Source organism: Anaeromyxobacter oryzae (assembly GCF_023169945.1).
Taxonomy (GTDB): Bacteria; Myxococcota; Myxococcia; order Myxococcales; family Anaeromyxobacteraceae; genus Anaeromyxobacter; species Anaeromyxobacter oryzae.
The window spans coordinates 4,507,603-4,531,800 of the sequence record NZ_AP025591.1 but is presented as its reverse complement, the minus strand read 5'-3'; the positions used below and the strand labels follow the sequence as shown (position 1 = coordinate 4,531,800).

Below are 24,198 nucleotides of genomic sequence, written 5' to 3'. Positions count from 1 at the left end.
CCTCCACATTCCGTTAGGCATCTTCTCGTAGCCGCAGTTCGCCCAAGCTAGCCCGACCCGGCCGCCAGCCGTCCAGCAGGTCCGAGGTCGTGTCGTGGCCGAACCGCTACCCTCCCCATCTGTCGAACCTGTCGTCCTGTCCATCCCGCAGGTCCGCCAATTGCTCGGCTGCGGTCCGAAAGTCGCGCGCCAGATCGTCCGCGAGCACGGGTTCCGCGTAGGTCGACGCCGCCTCGGGATCACGCGCGACTCGTTGGCCCTGTACCTGGCACGCCACGCCGAGCCCGTGAGCACCATCGCGGAGCGCCTGCACCACCTCCTCGCGGCCCGAGCCGCGGCGCTCGTCAGCGACGCAGTGAATCCTAAAAGCCCTGCCTCGCGGAGGTCGACGCCGTGACCCGTCCCGAGGTCCAGGCCGCCCTCGACCGGCTCGCTGACGAGCGCGAGGGGATCCGCGGGCGCGATGTCGTCGCGCCGGAGAACCCAGGGCGCGCATCCCGCGAGGCGCGGCTCTTGGAGATCGAGGCAGAGGTCGCCGCCATCGAAGCCGCCGTCGAGCCCGAGCCGCCGCCCGTGCGCGTGACGCTCTCCGGGGTTCCCGAGCGCGCCTCGCTCTCGAGCCAGATCACCGGCAGCGTCATCGCCCAGAACGACGGCGATCTCAACGTCGCGGTCGCCGAGGTGCGCACCTGGGGCGAGGTCGTCGCGCGCATCATCGCCGAGGTCGAGGTTCCCTGCCCGCCGAGCCCGCACTCGTCGCCCGCGATCACGCCGGCGGCCGTGTTCTCCGAGCGCGGCGTGCCGCCCCCGCAGATCGAACCCGGCGAGACCTGGCGCTGGTCGTTCTCGGTCTCGTTCATCGCGCCCCGCAGCCCGCCCGCGCTCATCTACCGCATCGGCGCGAGCGTCCGATTCACGGACGGCACAGTCGTCGAGGCCGAGCCCGTTCGAATGCGCGTCAACCCGCCCGCGTAAGGAGACCATCGATGACGGACCGTGAGATCGAGAACGACTCCCCAGCCGCCGCGCCGCCCGAGCCCGAGCCGCAGCCGGTCCCGGAGCCCGTGGAGACGGTTCCCCCCGCGTTCGACGCGACGCAGACCCTTGGTTAACTGGAGGTTCACATGGCCCTCACTTGGACGACACCGACGCTCGCGACCGGCTTCTACGGGAACGTGCAGTATTCGTTCGACACCCCGACTGCCGCGCTCGCCACGATCGTGAGGTTTCGCGGGCAGTTGGTCGGGCCGGTCGGCACGACCGCCTTCCAGATCGGCGCGGGCGGGCGCCCCTTGCAGACGGCGAGCCTCGACGCCTCCAGCGGGCTGAATGGAGTCGCGCAGGTCGCGATCACCTCGGGCGGCTTCGTATCGCTGCGCGCGAACACCACTGGCGTCGAGCCCGTCACCGTGGTCTTCGACGGACTGAGCATTGCGGGAGAGCAGTGATGGACGACAACACTCCAACCGCTCCGCCCGTCGCTCCGGAGGCGACTGAATCGCCCGGCACTGGCGGTGTCGAATTCGCGCGCCGGGTGCTCGGTCCACCCGGCAGTGCGGTGGGGCCCCGGGAGCCGGAGGGCTCGGCGTCGTCGGATAGCGGCGCCGACTCGGCCTCCACTCCCGGGGCCGCTCGTACTGCGCGCGAGCGGATCGACGAGGCGAAGCGAGCACGGGACCTCGAGCGCCGCGAGCGCGAGGTCGAGCGCTGGCAGAAGCGCTTCATGACCGAGGAGCAGCAGGTCGCGCACCAGACCGCCGACTTCCGCCAGGACGTGCGCGAAACCATCGCGGCCGATCGCGATCGGTGGGAACTCGTGAACTCGCTGGGCCTCGTCGATCGCGTCATCCAGTACCACCACGACGTCTGGGCCAAGTACGGCCAGCTCATCGACCCCGCCGAGATCGCCGACAAGATCGAGGAGGCCGCGCTCACGAACCTAGTCTTCGCCGCCAAGACGAAGAAGCTGAAGGCCGCACTCGCCCCGCCGCCGCCCCCGCGGCTGGAGCGCCGGGAGGTGCCGCCGGGCACCACGGAGACGCGCCGTCTCGACGATACGGAGAGGATGGCTCGTGCGCGTGAGGCGATCGACCGCGCGCTCGGGAGGCTCAAGTGACGACGGAACTTGAAGCTGCGCTCGCCGAGCTGGAGGCCACGCGCAAGGCGCTCGAGGAGGAGCGCGCGGCGCACGCGCCGCGGGTCGATGCTCCCGAGCCGCATCCACTCCGGGGCCGGTGCGCGGTGTGCGACTCGAACCACCAGCCGGGGCAGCATAGTCACTGCATGCACTGCCGGCGGCCCATCGGCAGCCGGTTCTACGCCGATCCGCCGGTGCCGCCGTGCCCCACCTGCCACGCCGAGGGCGTTCCGCCGCCGCCTCCCGGGCCGACCGCGCCGCTCGAGATCGGACGCGCGCGGAACTGGAGCAAGTCATGAAGTTCGCCCGACGCGACATCGCCGCGACCGTCCGCGACGCCCTTTGCTACCACTCGGGCGTGCGGGCCGAGGCCGGCGACCCCGAGCCCCCCGCGCTCCCGCGCGACGTCATCCGCGCGATCCAATTGGGCGACGACGCGCCCACCGACCCGATGGCGAGGGCGAAGGCGATGCTCGATGCGATCGCGTCCGTCCGCGAGGCGTTCGCGGGGTCTGATCGGGGTGCGACGGGGCGCGATGAAGGCCCCTACCTTTCGCTGCCGCTGGCGAGGGCAGCGCTCGATGAGATGCGGCCTACACACAAGGAGTGAAACATGCCTCGCGATGAACTGCTGGAGAAGCTGTTGCAGTCCCATGGGATCACCGGCCCGAGCGACGAGACGCACCCCGACGACGGCGATCTCAGGACGGCCGCGGCCCGGGAGTTCGTCGCTGCGATCCGTTCACAGAACGCGAAGGCCGTCGCGGAGAGCTTCAAGACGATGCTCGACGCGCTCGACGTGGACGACTCTTCACCCACCGATAAGGAGGAGTAGTCATGGCAAAGAACGTGAAGCCCGGGACAACCGATATGGCGGCTCATTGTCGCCAAGCCGGCCGCGAGGCCGAGGAGACACGGCGCGCGAACATGCGCAACAGCTTCGGCGGCGCCGGAAAACGCGAGGGCACTCGTCTTCCGCCCGCGGCGGCCCGGAACCCGGCCGGCATGGGCGGAGTCGCACGACTTTCCGAAGCCGAGGCGCGCGCTCGTCAGGCGCGGTCCATCGCCGACGTCCGCCGGGGGAAGAAGTGAGTTGACCCGCCCGACGAGTCACGGGCTACCCGCGGTCGACGGCTGGGAGCGCGCCACGTCGGCTGAGCGGAGCGGGCTCTACCGCGCCCCTCCATCGCGTGTGTGCGCCTGCGGGCATTCACTCCGGGAGCACATGGTCGAATTCGCGTGCGGTACGTGTGTTCACGCGTTCTGCGACTGCGAACGGTTCGAGGACTAGCCATGGCCGACGCCTTCGATCCGCCCGACTTCGCCCCGCCGGATCCGCCTCCGGCGCCGCAGCGTCCGCGGAACATCCCGGGCGACGCGATGTTGTTCGTCGATCCGTCCGGCGCGTTGCTCCCGCTCTCGCCGCTCGAGGCGGCCACCGCGGGTCGCTTCGGGTACGTGCCCGCGTCGCCGCAGCAGGTCGAGGACTGGAACCAGACGCAGGCGCTCCACGAGAAGTACGGTGGGATCGGCGGCGAGCTGAAGGCCGCGGGCCTCGGCGCCGCCCGCGCCGCGTCCTTCGGGCTCTCCGACGTGGCGCTGACGGGGCTCGGCGCGATGAGCCCCGAGGACATCCGCGGCTACGGGCAGGAGAACCCGATCAGCAGCGCGGCGGGCGCCGCGGCGGGCACCATTGCCCCTCTGATCGCCACCATGGGAGCGAGCGCTCCGGCAGAAGCCGCAGGGGCCGCCGCGGAGGCCGCGCCTGGCGTCGTTCGGACCCTTGCCGGCATGACCGGACCGGCTCTCGCGGCGCGCGCGGGAGAGGGCATCACGAGCGGTCTGCGGGGCTCGCTCGGGAGCGGCCTCGTCGCGGGCATGCTGGCCCGCGGCGCCGGTTCGGCCGTCGAGGCGATGGCCTACGATGCCGGCCATCTCGTGTCGGAGAAGGCGCTCGGCGATCCCAACCTGACAGCCGAGGCGGCGCTCTCTCAGATGGGCGCTGCGGCAGCGCTCGGTCTCGGGGTCGGCGCGCTCGGGTCTGCGGTCGTGGGCACCGCGAAGGCGCTCATCCCGAAGGCCGCGGGGCTCGCGGCGAAGCTGCACGACGCCCTCGACGAGGCACCGGGTGCGCTGGAGGACGTCCTCGGGGGCGCCGGCACGGGTGCGGTCGCGGGTCTCGCGGGCGGTGCGCTCTCTGCCGTCCGCGAGGCTGGCGACGACCTCGTAGGAGGCGCAGCGCGCCACGCCCTCGGACACCTCGCCGGCGCGGCGGGGCTCGGCGCGGTCGCGGGACCGATGGTCGGCATCGCCGCGAAGTACGCGATCCCGAAGCTGGGGCAGGCGCTCGGGCGCCTCGCTGCGGAAGGTGTGCCCGAGGTCGTCGGGACTGCCGCAGCGGCCGGAGCGAAGGGCCTCGCCGCCGCGGGGCTCAGCGCTGCGGACAGGAGCGCAGTCGAGAGCCTTGTGGATCGTAGCGCCTCGGAGATCGCCTCGTCGCGACAGGCAGGCGCGCCGGACATGACCGGGGTCGCGATCGCCGACGATCCCGACCGAGTCGCGGTGCTCGCGCAGCTCGAGCGGGGAAACGTGAAGGTCGCGAACGAGATCAACGATGGCGCCGCGGCGGTCGTCTCCGGTTCCGATCGCGCCGCGTCGCTCTCCGGCGACTACTCCCCCGCGACGTTCCGCCGGCGCGTCGAGGCCATCCAGACGCTCGCGAACGCGCCGACCGTCGCGCTCCCGCATCTCGAGGCGCTGATCGCAGACACGCACCGGCACGCACCGAACGTCGGGCAGTCCCTGGCACTCACGGCGTCGCGCGCCGTCGCCTTCCTCGCGTCCAAGATCCCGACCCCGCCGTCGCCGAAGTGGGAGCCCTCCGCCGCGGAGATCGGGACCTTCAACCGGCACTGGAACGCCGTCGACCGGCCGACCGGCGTCCTCGGCGAGGCCGCCGCGGGCGTGCTCACGCCGGAGGCGGTCGAGAGCGTCCAGACCGTCTACCCCGCGCTCTACGCGAAGATGCGCGAGGCGGTCTTCACGCGGCTCGTGGAGCACGGCGGCGTCGAGAAGGTTCCGTACGGGCGGCGCCTCGCGATCACGCAGCTGCTCGGCGCGGACCTCGGCAACGACCTCGACCTGGGGTCGTTGCTCGCGAATCAGTCCGTCTACAGCCAGGGCACCGCGGTGCCCTCGATGACCCCGGCGCCGACGAAGCCCAGCAGGAGCGGCGCCGGGAAGGTCACGCTCGCGAAGCGTTCACTCACCGATCAGCAGGCCGCGCAGGCGCGCGGAGAGGAGAAGGCATAGGGTTGAGGAAGCCGCGCTCCGACATCCGCTCGATACTGGAGGACGCCGCGGCCATCCGTGGCGGGAAGTGCGCGAAACGGCCGGACGTCCTCGCCGGCGCGTTCCCCGAGCAGCGTGCCTTCATCGAAGACAAGTCGCCGCTCAAGTGGGCGCTCACCACGAGACGGGCTGCAAAGACGTTCAGTGTAGGGCTCCAGATGGTCGACGATTCGTTCGACTATCCGAACGCGACCTACCTGTTCATCTCGCTCACGCGCGAGGCGGCGCGCCGCCAGTTCTGGAAGGATGTGCTGAAGGCCATCGATCGCCAGTACGACATCGGGGCGGACTTCAACGAGAGCAGCCTCACGATGCGGATGCCGAACGGCGCCGAGATCGTGATCCTGGGCGCCGACGCCGACGAGCAGGAGAAGGACAAATTGCTCGGGGGCAAGTACCGCGTCGTCTGCGTCGACGAGGCGGCTTCCTTCACGACGGACCTGCGCGAGCTGGTGGAAGGCACGCTCGCCCCGGCCGTCGTCGACCTCCAGGGCCAGATCATCTTGACGTCCACGCCGGGCAACTTGTACGGCGGATTTTTCCACGAAGTGACTCACGGATCGGACGCGAGCTACCTCTCCCCGCCCGAGATGCGCGAGCCGGGATGGTCGGGCTTCGTCTGGACGACCGACAAGAACCCCTACGTCGCGAAGCAGTGGGGTGAGCAGTGCGAGCGGCTGAAGCGCGACAATCCGCGCATCACCGCGACGAAGTCGTGGAAGCAGATGCGCGAGGGCCGCTGGGTGATCGACGATGGGGAACGCGTCTATCGCTTCGACCGCTCACGGAACGCGTTCACGGACCTGCCCACGTTCGCCGGCGGCCAATGGCATGCCGCCATCTCTTGCGACCTGGGGTACCGCGACGCGACCGGGCTGCTCTTGGGCGCGTGGCACGACTGGGACCGGCACCTCTACTTCGTGCGCAGCTGGAAGGAGTGGGGCTTGGACATCTCAGGCGTCGTCGCGCGCGTGTACCTGCTCGCGGACGAGGCGCGCCGGATCTTCGGCGTGGACGTCGAGCACTACCTCGTGGACGGCTCGAACCGGCAGGCCGTGGAGGAGATGCGGCGCCGGCACAACGTCGGGTTCCTCGCGGCGGACAAGCAGGGCAAGGAGTTCCACATCGAGATCATGAACGACTCGTTCATCTCCGGCGACATCCTCGTGCAGCTGGAGGGCTGCACCGATGGTGTCCTCAACTCCGGCCGGAAGGCGGACACACTGGGGCTCGCCGACGAGTACGAGCACTTGACGTGGCACCCGAAGCACCGGACGCCCGGGCAGCGGAAGGAGTTCCACCCGCCACTGGAGAACGCGCTCGCCGATTGCGGCCTGTACCTCTGGCGTTACGCGTACAACTTCCTCGCGAAGGCGCCGGTGCCGTCGCCGCCGGTCGGCACGCCCGAGTGGTTCCGGGAGGAAGAGCAGCGCCTCTGGGACGCGGAGATCGCCGAGATCGAGGCCCGTCGCGAGGCGGAGGCGAACCTCGACGTCGACCCGATGCTGATTCACTGAGAGAACGGCCCTTCACGGCGTCCCCTTCACCCACTCCTTCTGGACGGCCTCGATCAGCACCGTCGCCGGCGGCCGATCCGGAACTTTGCCGGGATCTACTGTTTCTTCCACCCTCCGCGTCCGATTCAGGTGAAGGGCGAGCGCGTCTGCGCGAGCGACCCTTGATGGCTCGGTATCCACGCGAACATGCCGTTCGTCGGTGTACGCGACGACGGGGAAGGCCACCAGATCGGTGCTGAAGACGAGGAGGGTTTCGTCCGGACCGTCCGGACCGCCCCTCTTCAACTCGACCCGTACCAGTCCATCGGCGGCGTCGAGGTCGCGCTGGATGGCGTAGAAGAAGAGCCGGAAGGGCCGCTCGGCATCGTCTTCGGTCCTCGGCGGCGGGGCTTGCGGCCCGAAGGGTTGACGCCCCCGGCTTAGCGGCTGCCTGCTCGCGAGGTGTTTCAATAGTTTCTTCCTGGCCTCGGCGGTGTCGTAGTAGGCGGGGATCTCGGGCACGGGCGTCGGCATGCCCCTGGACGGTGCACACGTCGCGTCCCCGAGGCACGCCCCCGTCCCCTCACCGCCCGTGGACCATTCGTGGCCCGTTCGCCCCGCTGAAGCGCCCATCTCGGCCGGTCAGGCGTGCCCACGGGGCGACGCGGAAGCGCTCGGAATGACTACGCCCGGCTACTGGCGGTAGTCAGGCGTAATCACTCCAACAAGTACCAGCTGTTCTGATCGCGAGGCGCGGCCCGCCTGGATTGGGACGCGACGCGGCCCGCCCGGGCCAGCACGCGTCTCGTTCGGCCCGCTCGTCCCCCCGTAACATCCCGACGCAGTCGCGACATCTCGCAGCGACGCGGGCCGTCCAGCGTGGGCACATGTCCGCGACCGCCGAACCGCAGCCCTGCGTCACGGTGCTCCTCGTCGACGACGACGACGCGAACCGGGAAGCGATGACCCGGGCGCTGGCACACGCCGGGTTCGACGTGCTCCCCGCGGCCTCCGGGGCCGACGCGCTCGAGCTCGCGCGCGCGCACGAGCCGGACGTGGTCGTGCTCGACGTGATCCTCCCGGACTCGGGTGGCCTCGGCCTCGCCCGCGCGTTCCGGCGGGAGCACCCGCGTCACCCGGTGCCGGTCCTGTTCATCACGGGCCTCTCGCCGCCCGCCGTGCGCGACGCGCTCTCCCCCGCGCCCGTCCTGTTCAAGCCGTTCTCGCGCGGCGACCTCGTGTCGCGCGTCCGCGAGCTCGCGCGCGAGCGGTGAGCGTCCGCGCCGGGTCGACGATCGCTCGGTCCGCACGCCGCGCGTGCCGGGCCGCGAGCGGCCTGCCCCGCCTACGCCTCGTCGTCTTCCGCCGCGCCCTCGCCGTACTCGATGGCGCAGGCCGGGCAGAACGCGTTCGGCGCGTCCGCGCCCGGGATCTCGATGGTGGGCCCCTCGGCGCCGCAGACCTGGCACACGCCCGGGACGAGGACCTCGCCGCGGTCGATCGGGCTCTCCTTCGTCGGCTCTCTCACGATCCACCTCGCTTCCTCTTCTTCGGGACCACCAGGCCGCGGGACAGGCGCCGCAGCACGCGCTTCAGCTGGCGCCGCTTGTACCGCTCGTGCGAGGAGTCGCCCTCCTCGTTGATGCGGGCCGTGGCGCGATCGACCACCTGGAACTCGACCAGCGAGAAGACGATCCGCCCGAGCTCGTCCGCCATCGGATCGAGCGGCGACATGAGGTCGTCGATCCGGACCGGCAGGTCGACGACGAAGTTGAGCACGCGGTAGTCCTTCCCGCTGAACTCGTTGCGGGGCGCGGCGGGGTCCCGCCCCTCGAGGTCGGGCGGGAGCTGGAGCTGCGCCGCGACCGCGGAGCCCTGCGGGTGCCCGAGGATCAGGTCCGCGAAGCGGACCAGGCTGTTCTGCGTCTGCCCGGGCACCGCGTAGTTGAACGGGAACAGGTGCCGGGCGAGGTGGTGGACGATCGGCGCGATCTGGTCGGTCGTCTCGGTGACGATCCGGTACCGCACGCGATCGAACACCTGGGCGGCGACGGACTCCTTCTTCGCGAGCAGCTTCGTCACGAGCGACGACCGGCCCTTCACGCTGCCCGCGAACTCGACGATGGGCATGCCCGAGGCCTTCATCCGCTCGGCCTCGGCCATGATCCGCCGGTGCACGCGATCCGCGAGGTCCGCCTCGCGGATCGGGGTCCGGAACAGCAGCTCGCGGGCCTCGAGGTGGTGGATGACGTGCATCACCTTCAGGACCACGCACGCGATCCGCCGGTACTTCTTCGGCTCCAGCGCGCCGGACGCGAGCAGGAACACGTCGCGCACGTCCTCCGGCGCCGCCACCGGCGCGGCGACCCGGTAACCGAAGGCGTTCCGGAGGTAGTCCACCGCCTGGCCGAGGATGGCGCGGAGCCGCCGATCGTCGCGCGAGTCGTCGAGGTCGAACAGGTTGAGCCGCAGGAACGCGTCGACCTCCGCCGCCGCGGTGAATTCGAGGCGCCGCCAGTCGATGACCGAGCCGCCGCGGAGCAGCAGCCTGAGCTCCTCCAGCTCCGCCACGCCCATCTGCTCGAGCGAGCGGAAAGGGGCGGAAGGGCCGGGGGCGCGCTTCAGCTCGAACGCCAAAGAGGGGCCTCTGTGGTGGAGGGCGCCGGCTGTCGGCCGGCGGCGCTGAACATGGCAGCGCCCGCGGTCCCGGTCAAGCGAACCGGGAGCGCGGGCGGAGCCATGGAAGCGAGGGCTGGCGCCCTCGCCCCGCCAGCAAAAGCGGGTCGGGCCCCACCCCTGCGCACCTACGTCGTCGACTCCCTCAGAACTTTATCGGGAAGGTGACATCAGGTCGCCCGCTCACCGACCTCGGGAACTTCATCCCCCGGAGGACCCCGGTGAGACACTGGGCGATCGGGCTCGAGGCGTACTCGGGCGTCGCGCACGAGATCGCCTGCACGCCGCCGTCCGGCGCGATCGTCCACCGCATCTTGAGGACGCCGCTCGCCCCCGGATCGCGCGCCTTCTGCTCCTGCACGCACTGCTGCAGCGCGGAGACGCGCGCGAGGATGGTCTCGTTCACCTGCGAGTCGGTGAGCCGCTGCGGCACGGTGCCGCCGCCCGGGGCGGCGGGGACGTACACCTTCCGGCCTCCGCCGAGCGCCTCGTCCAGGGCGGGATCGCTGCCACCGCCGCCGCCGTCGAAGTCGAGCAGCGAGTCCTTCTTGGCCGCCGGCCTCGGCGCAGGCGGGGGCGGCGCCGCGGCGGGCGGAGGCGACGCCTGGGCGACGCGGACGGGCTCCTTCTCCTTCCGCGGCAGCGGCGCCTCCTTGTGCTTCGGGGCGACCGGCTCGTGGTGCGCGATCTTGCCGGGCGCGTGGCCCGGCTCGGGCGCCTTCGCCACCGGCTCGGGCGCGGGCGGAGGCTCGGCCTTGGCGGGGACCGCCTCCGGCGCGGGCGCCGACCTCGGCGCCTCCGGCGCGGCGGCGACGGCGGCGGGCGCCGCGGCGGAGGGGGTCGGCGCGGCGGACGCCGGTTCCGGCGCCGCCGCGGGCGGCGCGGGCGCGGGCGCCGGGGCGACGGGCGCGGTGACGGCGGCCACCGCCGGCGCAGCCTTCTGGTTCATGGACCGGACGACGATGACGGCCGCGGCCGCGACGACGACCACGACCGCCGCGGCGCCGATCAGCACCGCGCGCGCGGCGCTCCGCTTGTGCCGGAGCTCCTCCGCGCCGCGGGCCACCGACGACCGCTTCTCGATCTTCTGCTCGTCCGTCCGCTCGAGCGCCTTGATGGGGAGCGGGATCGCGCCGGTCGGGTCGACGCCGCCACCGTCCGGCAGCTCCTCGACGAGCGACTTCACGCCGTTCGGCGCCGGCCGCTGGGCCTCCGCGCGCGGCTCGGGCCGCTCGCGCGCGGCGATCTCCTCGCTCGCGAGGGCGGCCAGCGCGCTCGCCGCGACCGGCTTCCACGTGACCTCCGGCGCGGGCGCCGCGGAGGCGCTCGCGGCGGCGGACCCGGGCTGCGCGTGCTCGGCCCGGGCGACGACCGGCGCCGGCTCGGCGCGCGACGGTGTGCGCGAGGCCTGTGGCACCGGCGCGAGGTACGTCGCGAGGTCCGACATCGACGACAGCGGCGCCCAGTCGCCCATGCCGGGGCGCCACACGAGGGAGTCGGGGCCGACGTCGCCCGCCTCCCACTTGCGCCTCACCTCGGCGAGCGGCAGCGGCCCGACCTGCGCCTGCCCGATGGCGACGTACCACTCGGTCGCGGGCGGCGATGCGGACGCGGCCGACGCCGCGGCGATGCGCGCCGCCTCCTCCGCCGAGACGCCCTGCGTCGCGTCGAGATCGGGGGCCGGGGCGGCCGCCGGCGCGGGGGCGTCGCCGAACGCCTGATCGAAGGCGTGACCCAGCTCGCGCTCCAGCGCGTGCTCGCCGGTGCCGCCCGGCGCCGGCGCCGGCGCCTCCGCGGCCCGCGCGGGGGCCTCGGCCGCGACGGCGCCGTTCTCCACGGCGCGCCGGACCAGGATCACGTTGCTGCACTTCTTGCAGCGGACCTTGACGCCGTTCGGACCGACCTTCTCGTCCGAGATCATGTACTGGGCGTCACAGCGCTCGCAGGTGAATTTCATGTCCTCGATCCCGCTTCGATCCTAGGTTTCCATCCGTCCGACGGTCAACAAACCCGCCCGCGTCACGCGGGCACGAGGCACGACAGGCCGAGCCGCTCCCGCAGGGCGGCGTACTCCTCGGAGACGCAGAACAGCGCCAGGTCCCGCAGCCGGGTCTCGTCGCGCAGCTTGGAGACCTGCGGCCGCTCCTCCAGCACCGCCCGGCGCACCACCTCGAGATCCCCCGCGAGCAGCGCGCCGGCGCGGTTCGACGTCAGCTCGGCGCCGTCCAGGTACGACCGGACGTCGCCCGGATGCTGCACGTCGCAGTACGCGCGGGCGAGGAGCTTCAGGGTGTTCTTCCGCACCGGCTCCGGCAGCGTCTTCTCGAGCTCCCGCTTCAGCTTCGCCACGAGGTGGGGATCCGCGGTGACGACGAACCGCGACGTCCCCGCCGAGCACGCCGCCTGGAACACGAGGTCGAGCTGGTCGTGCGGCATGAGCCGGGCCATGAGCAGCTCGGGCCTCGCGAACGCGAGCGCCTTCCCGATGGCGAACCACAGCTCCTTCTTCGGCCGCTCCTCGAACATCTCGTCGGCGGCGAGGAAGCCGGGGGGATCGGTGGGGACGAGCTGCAGGAGCGCGGGGACGCCGCCCTTGCGGAACAGCCGGAGCCCCTTCAGACCCAGCGTCCGCTCGACGTACTTGAACATGTTCGCGAAGAAGAGCATCGAGCCCTGGACGTCGAGCTCGTCCTTCTTCGGGTTCACGCCGAGGTCCTTCTCCTTCTGCACGAACAACGGCCGCGCGTGCAGCGCGAGCAGGGTCATGATGTCCGCGAGCGGTCCCTTCACGCGCTCGTGGAGCAGCATCCCCCAGAGCTGGTCGTCGAGCGGGCGGCTGGCCTGGTCGCGCGCGAACTTCCGGAGCCGCGCCACCACCTGCACCTCCTCGCCGCCGGCCTGGCCGAGGAGGTGGACGAGCACCTGCGCCGCCGAGTAGGCCGGGTCGTACTGCTTCGCCGTCGCGTGCAGCTTCACGAGCGCCTGCGCCGCCTTCGGCGCCTTCGCGCCGGTCCGCAGGAGCTGGCGGTACGCCGCGATCGCCTCGCGCTCGGCGCCGGGCTTCCGCGCCGCGAGGTCGGCGAAGGTCTCGACCGCCACCGCGTCCTCCGGGTCCGCCTTCGCCACGACCTGGTACGCCATCCGGGCGCCGTCGTCGTTGCGGAGCACGTTCCGGTACAGGTCGCCGAGCGTCTTCCAGAGCGCGAGGCGCGCCTGGGCGGCGTCGGGCGTCTTCGGCAGCCGCTGCACCATCCGGAGATAGGCCTGCTCGAGGTCGGTCCACCGCTTCTGCCGGCCGAGGATCTCCTCGATGGCCGCGAACGCCTGGACGAGCCGCCAGTTCTTGTCGAGGGCCTTCTCGAGCTCCAGGACCGCCGCGCCCTCGTCCTTCACCTCGTCCCGGAGGATCTCGGCGAGCGAGAGGTGCAGCTTCGCCGCCCGCGCCGGATCGGCCTGCACCTCGGGCCGCGCGACGATCTGCGCCAGCACGTCGGCCGCCTTCTGGCCCTGGCGCGTCTCGCGGTAGAGCCCGAGGAGCGCCTCCGTCACCGGGAGCGAGGTGGGATCGAGCCTCGACGCGCCCAGGAAGGCGTCGATGGCCTGGTACGGATCCTGGAGCCGGTCGCGGCAGATCTCGCCGATCGCGACGAGGTTCTCGAGCTTCGCCTGGCCCTCGAGGAGGGGCAGCAGCCGCTGCCGCTGCTCGACCGCGCCCTCGAAGTCGCCGGTCGACTCGAGGATCCGGGTGAGGCTCCGGCGGGAGGGCTCGTGGTTCTGGTCGATCTCCAGCGCCTTCCGGAAGGCGTTCGCGGCGCGCTCGACCTGCGCGAGCTTCGCGGCGATCTCGCCGATCTGCCAGTGCGTCTCGACCACCTCGAGGTCGGTGAGCCCGTCGCGGTGGTGGATGATCACCGTCGTGAAGATCCGGAGCGCCTCCTCCCACTGCTGCTCCTGCACGAGGAGGTTCCCGAGCCCCTCGAGCGCGGGCAGGTACGTCGAGTCGAGCTCGTACGCGCGCCGGTAGGCGGCGAGCGCCTTCTCGCGGTTCCCGAGCTTCTCCGCCACGTAGCCCTGGCGGTAGGACTGGCGGCAGAGCTCCTTCGCGTCGCCGCCCTGCGAGAGCGCCTCGACGATGCCGTCGAGGACGCGCTCCGCGTCGGGCCACCGCGCCTGGGCGACGTAGATGTCCGAGAGCGGGCGGGCCGCGGCGAGGTGCCCCGGGGTCCGCTTCAGCGCCTCCTCGTAGTAGCGCGCCGCGCTCTCGCGATCGTCGCGCTCCTCCTGGTAGACGCGCGCGGCCTCCGTGTAGCGCTCCGTCTTCGCCTCGACGTCGGTCTCGTACCGCGCCTCGTCCACGAGAAGCTCGAGGTAGCGGTCGCGGTTCCGCTCGCGCTCGAAGAGTCCCTTCAGCGCCTTGATGGCGGGGAGGTGGCCGGGATCGAGCTGCAGGGCGCGGGAGTAGGCCTCCTTCGCGCTCGCCACGTCGAGGAGCATCTCCTCGTGGATCGCCCCCATCCGGACGTACAGCTCCACCGCATCCTTGGAGCCGCCGGCGACGCGCGCCTCGCGGCGCAGCATGTCGAGCGCGAGGTTCCAGTTCCCGCTGCGCTCGTAGAGCCGCCCGAGCGCCGCGACGGCGGTGCGGGAGTCCGGGTCGAGCTGGAGGGCGTGGTTGAAGATCGCCTCGGCGCGGTCGACGCGCGACATCTCCTTCCACCACACCTCCCCGATGGCGACCTCGAGCGCGACCTGCTCGCGCCGCTCCTGCACGAGGGAGAGGTGGTGCTGCATGACCGTGATGAGCCGGTCCCAGAGCCCCTCGTCGCGGTAGAGCCGCTCGAGGTTCTTCACGGCGGGGCCGTTCGCCCCGTCGAGGCGGAGGATCTGCTCGTTCCGCTCGATGGCCGAGCGCGGGTCGTGCAGCTTCTCCTCGTGGATCGCCGCGCTCTTCGCGAGGATCCGGACCTGCTCGCGCGGGTCCGCCGCGAGGGCGATCTGGCGCTCGTAGACGCGGTTGAGCTCGGCGAAGCGGTCGAGCTTCGTGTAGAGCCGCTCGAGCCCGGCGAGCGCGTCCTTCGACCGGTCGTCGAGCCCGAGCACCGTCCGGTACGCCTCGACGGCCGCCTCGTCGTCGCCGATCTCGTTCTCGTGGAGCGCCCCGATCTGGAGCTGGTACGCGATCCGCGCGGCGTCGGTCGCCGCGAGGTCGCGGGCGCGGGCGAGGATGCCCGCGAGATCGGCCCAGCGCTGCTCGCGCCGGTACAGGGTCGAGAGCGCCTCGAGCGCAGCGGCGTCGCCGCCGTCGAGCTCCAGCACCCGACGCAGGGCGCCGACGGCCTCGTCCACGTCGTGCAGCTCGGCGTCGTAGATCTTCGCCACCTCGAGGAGGAGCGCCTTCTTCTCCTCGAGGGCCGCCGCCGCCTCGAGCCGCTGCTCGAGCGTGATCACGAGGTCGCGGACGCGGCCGCGGCGCTTGAAGAGCTGCGTGAGCGCGTCGAGCGCCTCGGGGCTGGCCGGGTCGGCCTCGAGGGCGCGCCGGTAGGCGCCCTCCGCCGCGGCGGCGTCGTCGAGCTTCGCGTCCTGCAAGCTCCCGAGGTGGAGGAGGAGCTTCGCCTTCACCATGCCGCGGGACTTCTCCGCGATCTCCTCGAGCACCGAAGACAGCTCCTCGAACGCCTCCGTGTCCGCGGCGAGCCGCTCGGCCTCCGCGAGGGCCTCGGCGTCACCGGGCGCCTCGGCGAGCGCGCGGCACCAGGAGAGGAAGCTCATCTCCTTCTGCCCGAGCCGCTTCTCGTGGACCGCCGCGACCTCCTTCAGCAGGACGACCTTCTCCGCCGGATCGCCGAGCTGCGGCGCGAACAGATCGCAGACGCGGGCGAAGGCGCGCCAGTTGCCCGCCTCCTGGTGGAGCGCGCGCAGCCCGTCGTACGCGGTGCGGTTCCTCGGATCGAGCTCGAGCACCTTGTCGAGCGCCGCCGCCGCCGCGTCCGGCCGCTTCTGCTGCCGCCAGAGGTCGGCCACCGCGAGCCAGGCCGGCACCGCCTCGGCGGGCCCGCCCTGGGCGGCGAGCAGGGCCGCGCGGGCCTCGGCGGCGCGCACGCCGTCCTGCGCAGCGCCGCCCTGCCGGAAGATCTCCTCGATGCGGACGAGGTCGTCGGCGCCGTGCGGCTCGATGTCGAACGCGAGCTTCGCCTGCTCCACCGCGTCGCGCTTCTGCCCGGCGCGGAGCAGCACCTCGGCGAGCTCGAGGCGCGCGCGCTTCACGCCCGCCGCGTCCTCCTGCAGCGGCACCAGGCGCCGGTAGACCGAGACGAGCGCGTCCTGGTCGCCCTGGGCGGCGTGGATGTCCCGGAGCGCCTCCAGGGCGCGCCGGTTCTTCGGATCCGAGTCGAGGACCGCCTTGTACGACTGGACGGCCTGCGTCGCGTCGCCGAGGCGCGTCCCGAGGACCTGGCCGAGCTTGTCGTTCAGCCGCGCGATCTCGCGCCGATCCACGGTGGCGCCGATCCGGATCCGGAGGTGCTGCGCGAGATCCTGCCACCGCTCCAGCGACTCGTAGAGGTCCTCGAGCGCCGGGAGCGCCGCCTCGTGCCGCGGCCGCAGCACGAGCAGCTCCTTCCAGAGCGCCACCGCCTCGTCGAGGCGGCCGAGGTCGGCGACGAGCGCCGCCATCTTCGCGAGGACGCGCTCCTTCGACGCCGCGTCCTGGGCGACCGCGCGCTGCGCGGCGAGGTTCTTCACGAGGTCCTCGCGCCGGCCCGCGCCCTCGTAGAGCGCCTCGAGGGCGCGGAGCGACGGGACGTGGCGGGGATCCGCCTGGACGGCCGCCTCGTACGCCTCGGCGGCCCGATCCGGGGACGCGAGCTTCTCCTCGCAGAGCTGCCCCACCCGGAAGAGGAGCTGGACGCGCTCCGGCCCCTGGGCAGCGGCCGCGCGGGCCGCGAGCGTGTCGGCGAGCTCCGGCCAGCTCTCGAGGCGCGCGTGGATCCGCTCGAGCGCGGGCAGCGCCTCGGGCGCGGCGGCGGGATCCAGCGCGAGCGCGCGGCGGAGGAACCCGGCCGCGCGGCCGGGATCGCCGAGCCGCTCCTCGTACAGCGCGCCGAGCCGGAGCGCGACCGCGGCGGTCTCCGCGGGCGGGAGGCGGTCGATCTCGTCCTCGTAGATCGCCGCGAGCTCCTCCTCGTGGCCGCTCGCGCCGGCGAGCGCCTCCATGCGCGCGCGCACCGCCGCGTCGGCGGGGTCCTCGCGGAACGCCTTGCAGAGCGCGAGGAAGGCGAGCTCCGGATCCGCGAGCGCGCGCTCGCGGAGGTCGGCGAGCTCGAGGTACAGCGCCTTGCGCTCCTCGGGGTCGGGCCGCTCGCCGGCGCGGACCTCGAGGACCGCCGCCTGCTTCAGCGCGTCGCCGCCGGCCGCGTACGCGCGCTCGAGCGCGAGCGCGGCGCGGGCGTTGCCGGGATCCTTCTGGAGCAGCGCCTCGAGGCGCGCGATCGCCTCGGGGTGATCCGGGCGCGCCTGCAGGACCTCCTCGTACAGCCCGAGCGCGCCGTCGCGATCGAGGAGCCGCGCGTCCTTGAGCTCGGCGAGTCGCTGCCGGAGCACGACCAGCGCGGCCTCGTCGCCCGCGTCGGCGGCGGCGGCGACCTCCCGCTCGAGCACCTCCGCGAGGTCGACCCACCGCTCCGTGCGCAGGCACAGGCGGTCGAGGCGCGCAAGGGCGTCGCGATCCGACGCAGCGAGCTCGAGGAGGCGCCGCAGCGCCTGGATCGCGCCGGCGGCGTCGTCGAGCCGCTCGTCGAGCACCGCCGCGAGGCGGCGGAGCAGGTGGGCGCGCCCCTCGGGCAGCTCCTCGACCGCGAGCGCGCGGCGCAGCGCCTGGGCGAGCGCGTCGGGATCGGTGCCGGCCTCGAGCGCGTCGATGAGCCCGACGAGCGCCTCGCGATCGTCCGGCGCGAGGTCGAGGAGCCGCTGCCAGGCCTCGGCGGCGCGGGCCGCGTCGCCGCCCCGCGCGAGCCGCGCGATCCGGCGCTGGTACTCGGCGCGCGCGGACGGGTCGCGGGCGCGGTCGGCGTGCTCGGCGAGGAGCCCCTGCAGCTCGTCGCCGAGCCCGGCGGCCTCGGCGCCGCTGGCGGCGAGGTCCAGCGACTCGATGGAGTCCGGGTCCGCGGCGAGGGCGCGGCTCGCGGCGAGGAAGGCCATCTCCGCGTTGCGGAGGGGGCCGGCATAGGTCGCCGCCACGCGGCGGAGGAGCGCGGCCCGGCGCGCCGGGTCCGTCTCGTTCGCGGCGCGGGCCTCGAGCGTCTCGACCACCTTCCCGTGCTCGCCCTCGGCGGAGTAGACCGGCTCGAGGAGGAGCGCCGCCTCGAGGGCGGCGGGCCCGGTCGAGCGCGCGAGCTCCTCGAGGGCGGCGAGCGCCGCCGGGTGGCGGGGCACCTTCGCGAGCACCTCCCGGTAGGCGGCGAGCGCGCCGGCGGCGTCGGCGAGCCGCTGGTGCCGGATCTTGCCGAGGCGGTAGCGCAGCTCGGCGGCCTCGGCGACGAGGTTCGGCTGGCGCTCGGCCACCGCGAGCTCGCGTCCGAGGACGTCGACGAGATCCTCCCACCGTTCGGCCGAGCCGAGCAGTCGCCCGAGGAGTCGCAGCGCCTGCGGGTCCTCGGGATCGACGGCGAGGATCTTCCGGTACGCCTGGATGGCGCCTTCGCGATCGGAGAGGTGTTCGGCCATGATCTTCGCCACCTCGAGCAGGAGTTCCTTCCGCGCCGCGGGTGCGGGCGCGACATCCGCGAGCCGCTCGAGCGTCCGGGCGAGATCCCGGTGCGCGCCGAGCCGGCGATAGACGCGCGCGAGCGCGCCGAGCGTCTCTGCGGAGGGCGCCGCGGCGGCGACCTCCTCGTAGAAGCGCGCCGCCACGTCGGGCTTCCCGAGCCGCTCGACGTGGATCGCCGCGAGGCGGCGCCGCACCTCGAGCGCGGCGCCGGCGGGGAGCCCCGCCTCGATCGCCTCCTCGAGAGCCGCGGCGAGCGCCTCCCACGCTCCGGAGGCGGCGGCGAGCCGCTCGAGATCCGCCCGCGCGCCGGGCGCGTCGCGCCCGGCCCGGGCCGCCTCGGCGAGCTCGCGCGCCTTGGAGCGGAACGCGCCGTCGCGATCGCCGAGCCGCTCGTGCAGCGCGGCGATCTCCGCGAGGAGCGGGCCGTGCTCCGAGGCGTCCGCCACCTCGAGGCGCACCTCGAGCAGCGCCGCGAGCCGGCGGGCGTCGCCCGCGGTCCGCAGCACGTCCTCGAGGACGCGCGCCGCGGTCTCGCGCGCGTCGGCGCGGTCGAGGAGGCGCTCCAGGCCGGCGACGGCGCCCGGCTCGCGGGGGCTCTCGGCGAGCACCTCGGCGTAGGCCTCCACCGCCCGGCGCGGGTCCGGGTCCGTCTCGAGCAGCCCGGCGCGGCGGAGGAGGAGCGCCGTGCGCCGCGCCGGGTCGTCGGCGACCGCGCGCGCGAGCGCCTCGATGACCCACTCCAGCTCGGGCACCGCGGGTCCGCGCGAGAGGATGCGATCGAGCCCCTCGAGCGCGGCGACGTCGAGCGGCGCCTCCTCGAGCACGGCGCGGTACGCCTCCGCCGCGGCACCCGGATCCTCGAGCGCCTCCGCGAGCGCGCCGGCGTGGAGGAGGTGACCCGCGCGGTCCGCGCCCACGGCGAGCGCCGCCCGGCGGCGCGCGACGTCGAGCAGCTCCCGGGCGGAGCGAGCGGTCTCGTAGAGCCCCGCGAGCGCCTCGAGCGCCTCCGCGTCGTCGGGCGCGTCGGCGAGGACGCGGTTCCAGGCCTCGATGGCCGCCGCGCCGCCGCCGCGCTCGGTCCGGACGCGGGCCGCGCGGCGCCGGAGCGCGAGCGCCTCCTCGGGCTCCGCGCCGCCCGCGGCCTGCTCGTACACGTCGGCGACCTCGGCCTCGCTCCCGGTCGCGGCGGCGAGCCGGACGAGGTCCGCGCCCGCGCCCTCGCGCGCCGGCCCGCCCTCCGCGAACGCGCGGCACGCGGCGAGGAACGCGAGCCCGGGATCGTCGAGCTCGGTCTCGAGGATGGTGCGCAGCTCGGCGAGGAGGCGCGCCCGCTCGCCGGGATCGGTCACCGCGGCGAGGCGCGCCTCGCGCGCGGCCACCCGGCGGGTGTGCTCGCCCGCGGCGCGGAGCACGCGGTCGGCCGCCTCGAGCGCCTCGCGCCCGACGGGGCCCGGCACGGCGGCGAGCTCGGCGAGCGCGTCGCGCGACGCGGTCCGCCGTGGATCGCGCCGGACCAGCTCGGCGTGGAGCGCGAGCGCGCCGGCCGGATCGTCGAGGCGCGTGCGGCGCAGCTCCGCGAGGCGGGCCGCGGCGTCCACCTCGAACGCGCGGGCGAGGCGGCGCTCGAGCACCGCGGCGAGCGCGTCCGGCCGGTCGAGCCGGTCGTAGAGCCGCTCGAGGGCCGCGGCGGCCTCGGCGTCCTGGGGCGCGAGCGCCGCGACCTCCGCCCACGCCTGCGCGGCCCGCGGCGCGTCGGCGAGGCGCGCCTCGGCGACGGCGCCCTCCTCGCGGAGCGCGTCCTCCCGGACCGCGGGCTCCTGCGAGCGGCGCGCGATCTCCGCGCAGACGTCGGCGAGCTCGCCCCAGCGCTCGCGGGCGCGGTGCAGGCGCCGGAGCGCGGCGAGCGCCTCCCGGTCTGCGGGCGCGGCCCGCGCGACCTGGGCCCACGCCTCGGCGGCGCGATCCGGGTCGAGCCGCCGCTCGGCGAGGTCCGCCCGCTCCCGCAGGATGGGCAGCCGCTGCTCGGGCGGCGCGAGCTCGGCGAGCTCGGCGTGGAGCCGGGCGCACGCCTCGACGTCGCCGGCCTCGGCGGCGACCCGGCGGAGCTCGGCGCGGAGCTCCGCGTCCGCGGGCGCGAGGCGCGAGGCGGCGGCGAGGGCGGCGAACGCGAGCGACGCCTGCCGCAGCTCCTGCTCGGCGATCCGGGCGGCCGCGCGGCGCGCGGCGACCTTGCCCGCGACGTCCGGCGCGACGCGCGCCTCGGCCTCGAGCGCGCGGACGCGCCGGCGCGGGTCCGGGTGGCGCGCGAGCGCGGCGGCGGCGGCGCGGACCGCCTCCGGATCGCCGCCCTCGAGGTGGGCCTCCAGGGCGGAGAGCGCGGCGGGGTCGTCGGGGGACGCGCGCAGCGCGAGGACGGTCCGCTCGACCGCCGCCTTCTCGTCCCCGAGGCCGGCGCGGATCCGCGCGCTCTCGAGCGCGGCGCGGGACGCCTCGGCGGGGTTCGCGGCCTGCGCCGCCAGCTCCGCGAGCGCGTCGGCGCGCCCGGGGGCGTCGCCCGCGTCGCCGAGCGCCGCCGCGAGGCGGGCGAGGAGCCGGGGCCGCTGCTCCGGGGCCGCCACGGCGAGCGCGTCGCGGGCGGCCTGCGCCGCGCCTGCGGGGTCGTCGAGCCGCTCGTGCAGGACCTCCGCCTCCTGGGCGAGGAGCGCGACCTTCTCCGCGCCCTCGGCGGCGGCGGCGCGCTCGTCGAGCAGCGTCGCGGCCTCCGCCCAGCGCTCGCCGGCGAGCGCCGTGCGGGTGAGGGCGGCGAGGATGCCGGGATCGCCGGGGCGGAGCGCGACGGCGCGGCGGAGCTGCACGGCTGCGTCGTCGTACGCCCCGAGATCCTCCTCCGCGACCGCCGCGGCGCGGAGCCGGAGCGCCGCCTCCTCGGGGCGCCCCTCCAGGCGGCCAGCGGCCTCGTCGAGCAGCGCGAGGAGCTCGCGCTCGGCGCCGACCTCGCGGGCGAGGTCCTCGCAGCGGCGGCGAGCCTCGAGGTGATCCGGGCAGGCCCTGAGCGCCGCCGCCGCGGCGGAGAGCGCGCCGCGGCGATCGCCGAGGCGCTCCGCCCGGACGGACGACGCGTCGAGCAGGTGGCGCGCCCGCTCCCGCGGGTCGGCGCCGGCGGGCAGCGACCGCGCGAGGAGCTCCAGCATCGCGGCGTGCTTCGCCGCGTCGCCGGCGGCCGCGTACGCGGGGGCGAGCACCTGCGCGACCGGGAGCGGGGCCACGCCGCGCGCCAGGAGGCGCTCGAGCAACGCCGCGGCGTCCGCGCGCTGCGACGCGCCGACCCCGGCGGCCTGGACGAGCCCGGTGGCGATCTCCGCGGCGTCGGCGAGGCGGCCGAGCGGCTCCGCGAGCGACTCGGCGCGGGCGAGGGAGATGGCGCCCCGCTCCGCGACCCCCTTCGCGCGAGCCTCGAGCCGCCCCAGGATCGACACGCGCTCCTCGGCGGCGCGCGGCCCGCCCTGCCCCTCGAGGGCAGCGTGCAGGCCCCAGAGCGCCTCGTCGTCGTCGGGCGCGTGCTCGAGCACGTCGCGCCACCCGGCGGCCGCGCGCTCCACCTCTCCCGCGTCGGCCCACAGCTTCGCGAGCTTCGCGGAGAGCGCGCGCCGCTCGTCCCCGGTCGCCCGGGCGCGCTTCTCCTCGAGCTCGCGCGCGAGCTCCTCCTGCTGCCCGGCGCGGGCGAGGCACGCCTCGAGCGCGTTCGCCGCGCCCCGGTCCTCGGGGTCCAGCGCGACGAGGGCGCGCCACGCGCGCACCGCCTCCTCGGGGAGGGAGAGGTCGCGATCCAGGATCTCGGCCACGCGGCGGAGGAGGGTCTTCCTCGCCTTGAGGTCGCCGTCGACCGCCTCGGCGGCGGCGCGGTACGCCCGCGTGAGCTCGAGGAACGCGTCGGCGCGGGCCGCGGCGCCCTCCATCGCCTTGCGCGTGGCGGCGCGGGCCGGATCGATGGCGAGCGCGCGAGCGAGCGTCCGGAGCGCGTCGCGCGGCCTGCCGAGCTGCTCCTGCTGGACGTCGGCGAGCCGCTCGAGGAGGCGCACCCGCTCGGAGGGATCGCGCTCCCAGCGCGCGGAGAGGTCGAGCACCTCGGCGAGGCGCTGCCACGCGCCGGCGTCGGCGAGGAGCGGCGCGAGCGCCGCCGCGGCGGGGCCGTGGCCGGGATCGGCGCGCAGCGCGGCCTCGAGGTGCTGCCCGGCGCGCGCGGGGTCGCCGAGCTTCTCGCGCGCGAGCGCGGCGGCCCGGACGCGCAGGGGCGCGTGCGCGGCCTTCTCCGGCGCGGCCGCGAGGTGCCGCTCGAGGACCGCGAGGGCGTCGGCGAAGCGGCCGGCGTCCACGTGGTGCTCGAAGACCTGGAGCGCGGCGCTCTCGCAGGCAGGGTCGAGCTCGAGCGCGCGCCCCAGGGCGGCGACGAAGGACTCGGTGTCGCCGAACCGGACGAGGTCGACGCGCGCCATCTCGAGGTGCAGCGCGACGAGGGCGGCGCGATCGCGGGTCTGCGCCGCGAGCCGCGCGAGGGCGTCGGCGTGGCCGCGGTGGTCCCCGCGCTCCGCGAAGAGCCGTGCGAGCAGCTCGAGCGCGAACGGGTTCCCCGGCGCGGCGGCCCAGGCCCGGTCGATCCGCTCGAGGGCGCGAGAGGCGCCCTCGGGATCGTAGGCGGCGTGGAGCTGCGCGAGCCGGAGCTGCAGCGCCGCCGCTTCGCGCCGGTCCGCCGCCCGCGTCACGGCCTGGCCGAGGCGGGCGGCCTCCTCGCGCCACGTGCGCGGCATGGCCCTGAGCCGCTCGCGGGCCGCGGCCGCGCCGGGCGCGTTGCGGTCGAGCGTGAGCGCCTCGATGAGCGCGTCCATCGCGAGGCCGTGCTCGAGCGGCTCGTCCACGAGCCGCGCCCCGAGCGCCGCGTACTCGGCGGCGATCGCGCGGGGATCCGCGCCGGCGTCGCGCGCGGCGTCGAGCATCCGGCGGGCCTGCCCGAACCGGCGGAGCGCGACGAAGCACGCGAGGCCGCGCGTGCGGGCCTCGGCGAGCGCCGGATCGAGCCGGTTCGCGCGGGCGTAGAGCAGCGCGGCGCGGTCGCGGCGGCCGAGCCGCTCCTCCTGCACCTGGCCCAGCCGGAGCGTGAGCCGCGCGGCCTCGGTGGGTTCGCTCGCGCGGGTCGCCTCGCGCTCGAGGGTCGCGGCCAGCGCGCCCCAGTCGCCCTTCTCCTCGAGGAGCGCCACCATCGCGCGAACGGCGTCCGCGTGCCCCGGATCGGTCTGCAGCAGCTGCCGGTACAGCTCCTCCGCGCGAGCGACGTTGCGGAGCTTCCGGTGCGCGAGGTTCGCGGCCTGCGCGAGGAGCGGCGCACCCGGACCGGGCGCGAGCCGCGCGCGCCCCTCGTAGAGCGCGATCAGGTCCTCCCAGCGCGAGGCCTGCTCGTAAAGTCCCACGAGCGCGTGAAACGCCTGCTGATCTCCAGGAGCCACCTCGAGGATCTCGAGGTGCGAACGGATCTGGTCGTCCAGGGAGGGTGCGCTCAAAGTTGGCTTCGCCGGGGAGGGTTGGGCGAGAAAAACGCCAGACGTCGCGGAAGTATAGGCCTCGCTCCGCGGGAGGGTCAACGACACGACTCCCGGATTCCCGAGCCCTTACGGGCGTTTGCCTACATTGGATCCGCGCGGTGGGGCGTACCGCGCGGCGCTGTCGCGCACGCGCCGATGGCACCCTCACCGTGAGGCTCGGCGTTCAGACCGAGGGCTACG

15 protein-coding genes are annotated in these 24,198 nt (G+C 74.6%); 10 read left to right on the top strand and 5 right to left on the bottom strand.

Annotated elements, in window-relative coordinates:
• Positions 1-393 precede the first annotated feature (393 nt).
• The 9 genes from AMOR_RS19835 (at position 394) to AMOR_RS19795 (ending at position 7,005) form a co-directional block, all read left to right on the top strand.
• Positions 394-975, top strand: a complete 582-nt coding sequence (locus AMOR_RS19835; protein WP_248353466.1) for a hypothetical protein — start codon at positions 394-396, stop codon at positions 973-975.
• 149 nt (positions 976-1,124) lie between these two features.
• Positions 1,125-1,448, top strand: coding sequence for a hypothetical protein (locus AMOR_RS19830; RefSeq protein ID WP_248353465.1), 324 nt, complete (start codon positions 1,125-1,127; stop codon positions 1,446-1,448).
• Positions 1,448-2,116: a hypothetical protein gene (locus AMOR_RS19825; protein ID WP_248353464.1), complete on the top strand. Its 669-nt coding sequence runs from the start codon at positions 1,448-1,450 to the stop codon at positions 2,114-2,116. Before AMOR_RS19830 ends, AMOR_RS19825 begins: the two co-directional genes overlap by 1 nt.
• Positions 2,113-2,436, top strand: coding sequence for a hypothetical protein (locus AMOR_RS19820; RefSeq protein ID WP_248353463.1), 324 nt, complete (start codon positions 2,113-2,115; stop codon positions 2,434-2,436). The genes AMOR_RS19825 and AMOR_RS19820 overlap by 4 nt, the downstream gene beginning before the upstream one ends.
• Positions 2,433-2,747 (top strand): hypothetical protein, encoded by a 315-nt coding sequence (locus AMOR_RS19815; protein WP_248353462.1) that lies wholly within the window; start codon positions 2,433-2,435, stop codon positions 2,745-2,747. The genes AMOR_RS19820 and AMOR_RS19815 overlap by 4 nt, the downstream gene beginning before the upstream one ends.
• 3 nt (positions 2,748-2,750) lie before the next feature.
• Positions 2,751-2,972, top strand: coding sequence for a hypothetical protein (locus tag AMOR_RS19810; RefSeq protein WP_248353461.1), 222 nt, complete (start codon positions 2,751-2,753; stop codon positions 2,970-2,972).
• A gap of 2 nt (positions 2,973-2,974) precedes the next feature.
• Positions 2,975-3,229, top strand: coding sequence for a hypothetical protein (locus tag AMOR_RS19805; RefSeq protein ID WP_248353459.1), 255 nt, complete (start codon positions 2,975-2,977; stop codon positions 3,227-3,229).
• 201 nt (positions 3,230-3,430) lie between these two features.
• The gene (locus AMOR_RS19800) at positions 3,431-5,449 is read left to right on the top strand and encodes a hypothetical protein (RefSeq protein WP_248353457.1); all 2,019 of its coding nucleotides are present in this window, start codon (positions 3,431-3,433) and stop codon (positions 5,447-5,449) included.
• A 2-nt stretch (positions 5,450-5,451) separates the two neighbouring features.
• Positions 5,452-7,005, top strand: a complete 1,554-nt coding sequence (locus AMOR_RS19795; protein WP_248353456.1) for a hypothetical protein — start codon at positions 5,452-5,454, stop codon at positions 7,003-7,005.
• Positions 7,006-7,017: 12 nt separating this feature from the next.
• On the opposite strand, the gene AMOR_RS19790 is transcribed toward AMOR_RS19795, so the two are convergent.
• On the bottom strand, positions 7,018-7,518 hold the full coding sequence (locus tag AMOR_RS19790; protein WP_248353455.1) for a hypothetical protein: 501 nt from the start codon (positions 7,516-7,518) through the stop codon (positions 7,018-7,020).
• A gap of 353 nt (positions 7,519-7,871) precedes the next feature.
• Here AMOR_RS19790 and AMOR_RS19785 point away from each other — a divergent pair, with 353 nt between their 5' ends.
• Complete coding sequence (locus tag AMOR_RS19785) at positions 7,872-8,258, top strand: response regulator (protein ID WP_248353454.1); 387 nt, start codon at positions 7,872-7,874, stop codon at positions 8,256-8,258.
• 71 nt (positions 8,259-8,329) lie between these two features.
• Here AMOR_RS19785 and AMOR_RS19780 read toward each other — a convergent pair whose 3' ends face one another.
• The 4 genes from AMOR_RS19780 to AMOR_RS19765 form a co-directional block, all read right to left on the bottom strand.
• Positions 8,330-8,512 carry a hypothetical protein gene (locus AMOR_RS19780; protein WP_248353453.1) on the bottom strand — a complete coding sequence of 61 codons (183 nt, stop codon included), beginning with the start codon at positions 8,510-8,512 and terminating at the stop codon, positions 8,330-8,332.
• Entirely contained in the window at positions 8,509-9,621 is a 1,113-nt protein-coding gene (locus AMOR_RS19775; protein ID WP_248353452.1) for a TIGR04552 family protein, read from the bottom strand. Before AMOR_RS19775 ends, AMOR_RS19780 begins: the two co-directional genes overlap by 4 nt.
• A 184-nt stretch (positions 9,622-9,805) precedes the next feature.
• A complete protein-coding gene (gene gltJ, locus AMOR_RS19770; protein ID WP_248353451.1) occupies positions 9,806-11,617 on the bottom strand; it encodes an adventurous gliding motility protein GltJ in 1,812 nt (603 codons plus the stop codon).
• 62 nt (positions 11,618-11,679) lie between these two features.
• On the bottom strand, positions 11,680-23,976 hold the full coding sequence (locus AMOR_RS19765) for a tetratricopeptide repeat protein (protein ID WP_248353450.1): 12,297 nt from the start codon (positions 23,974-23,976) through the stop codon (positions 11,680-11,682).
• Positions 23,977-24,198: the final 222 nt, after the last annotated feature.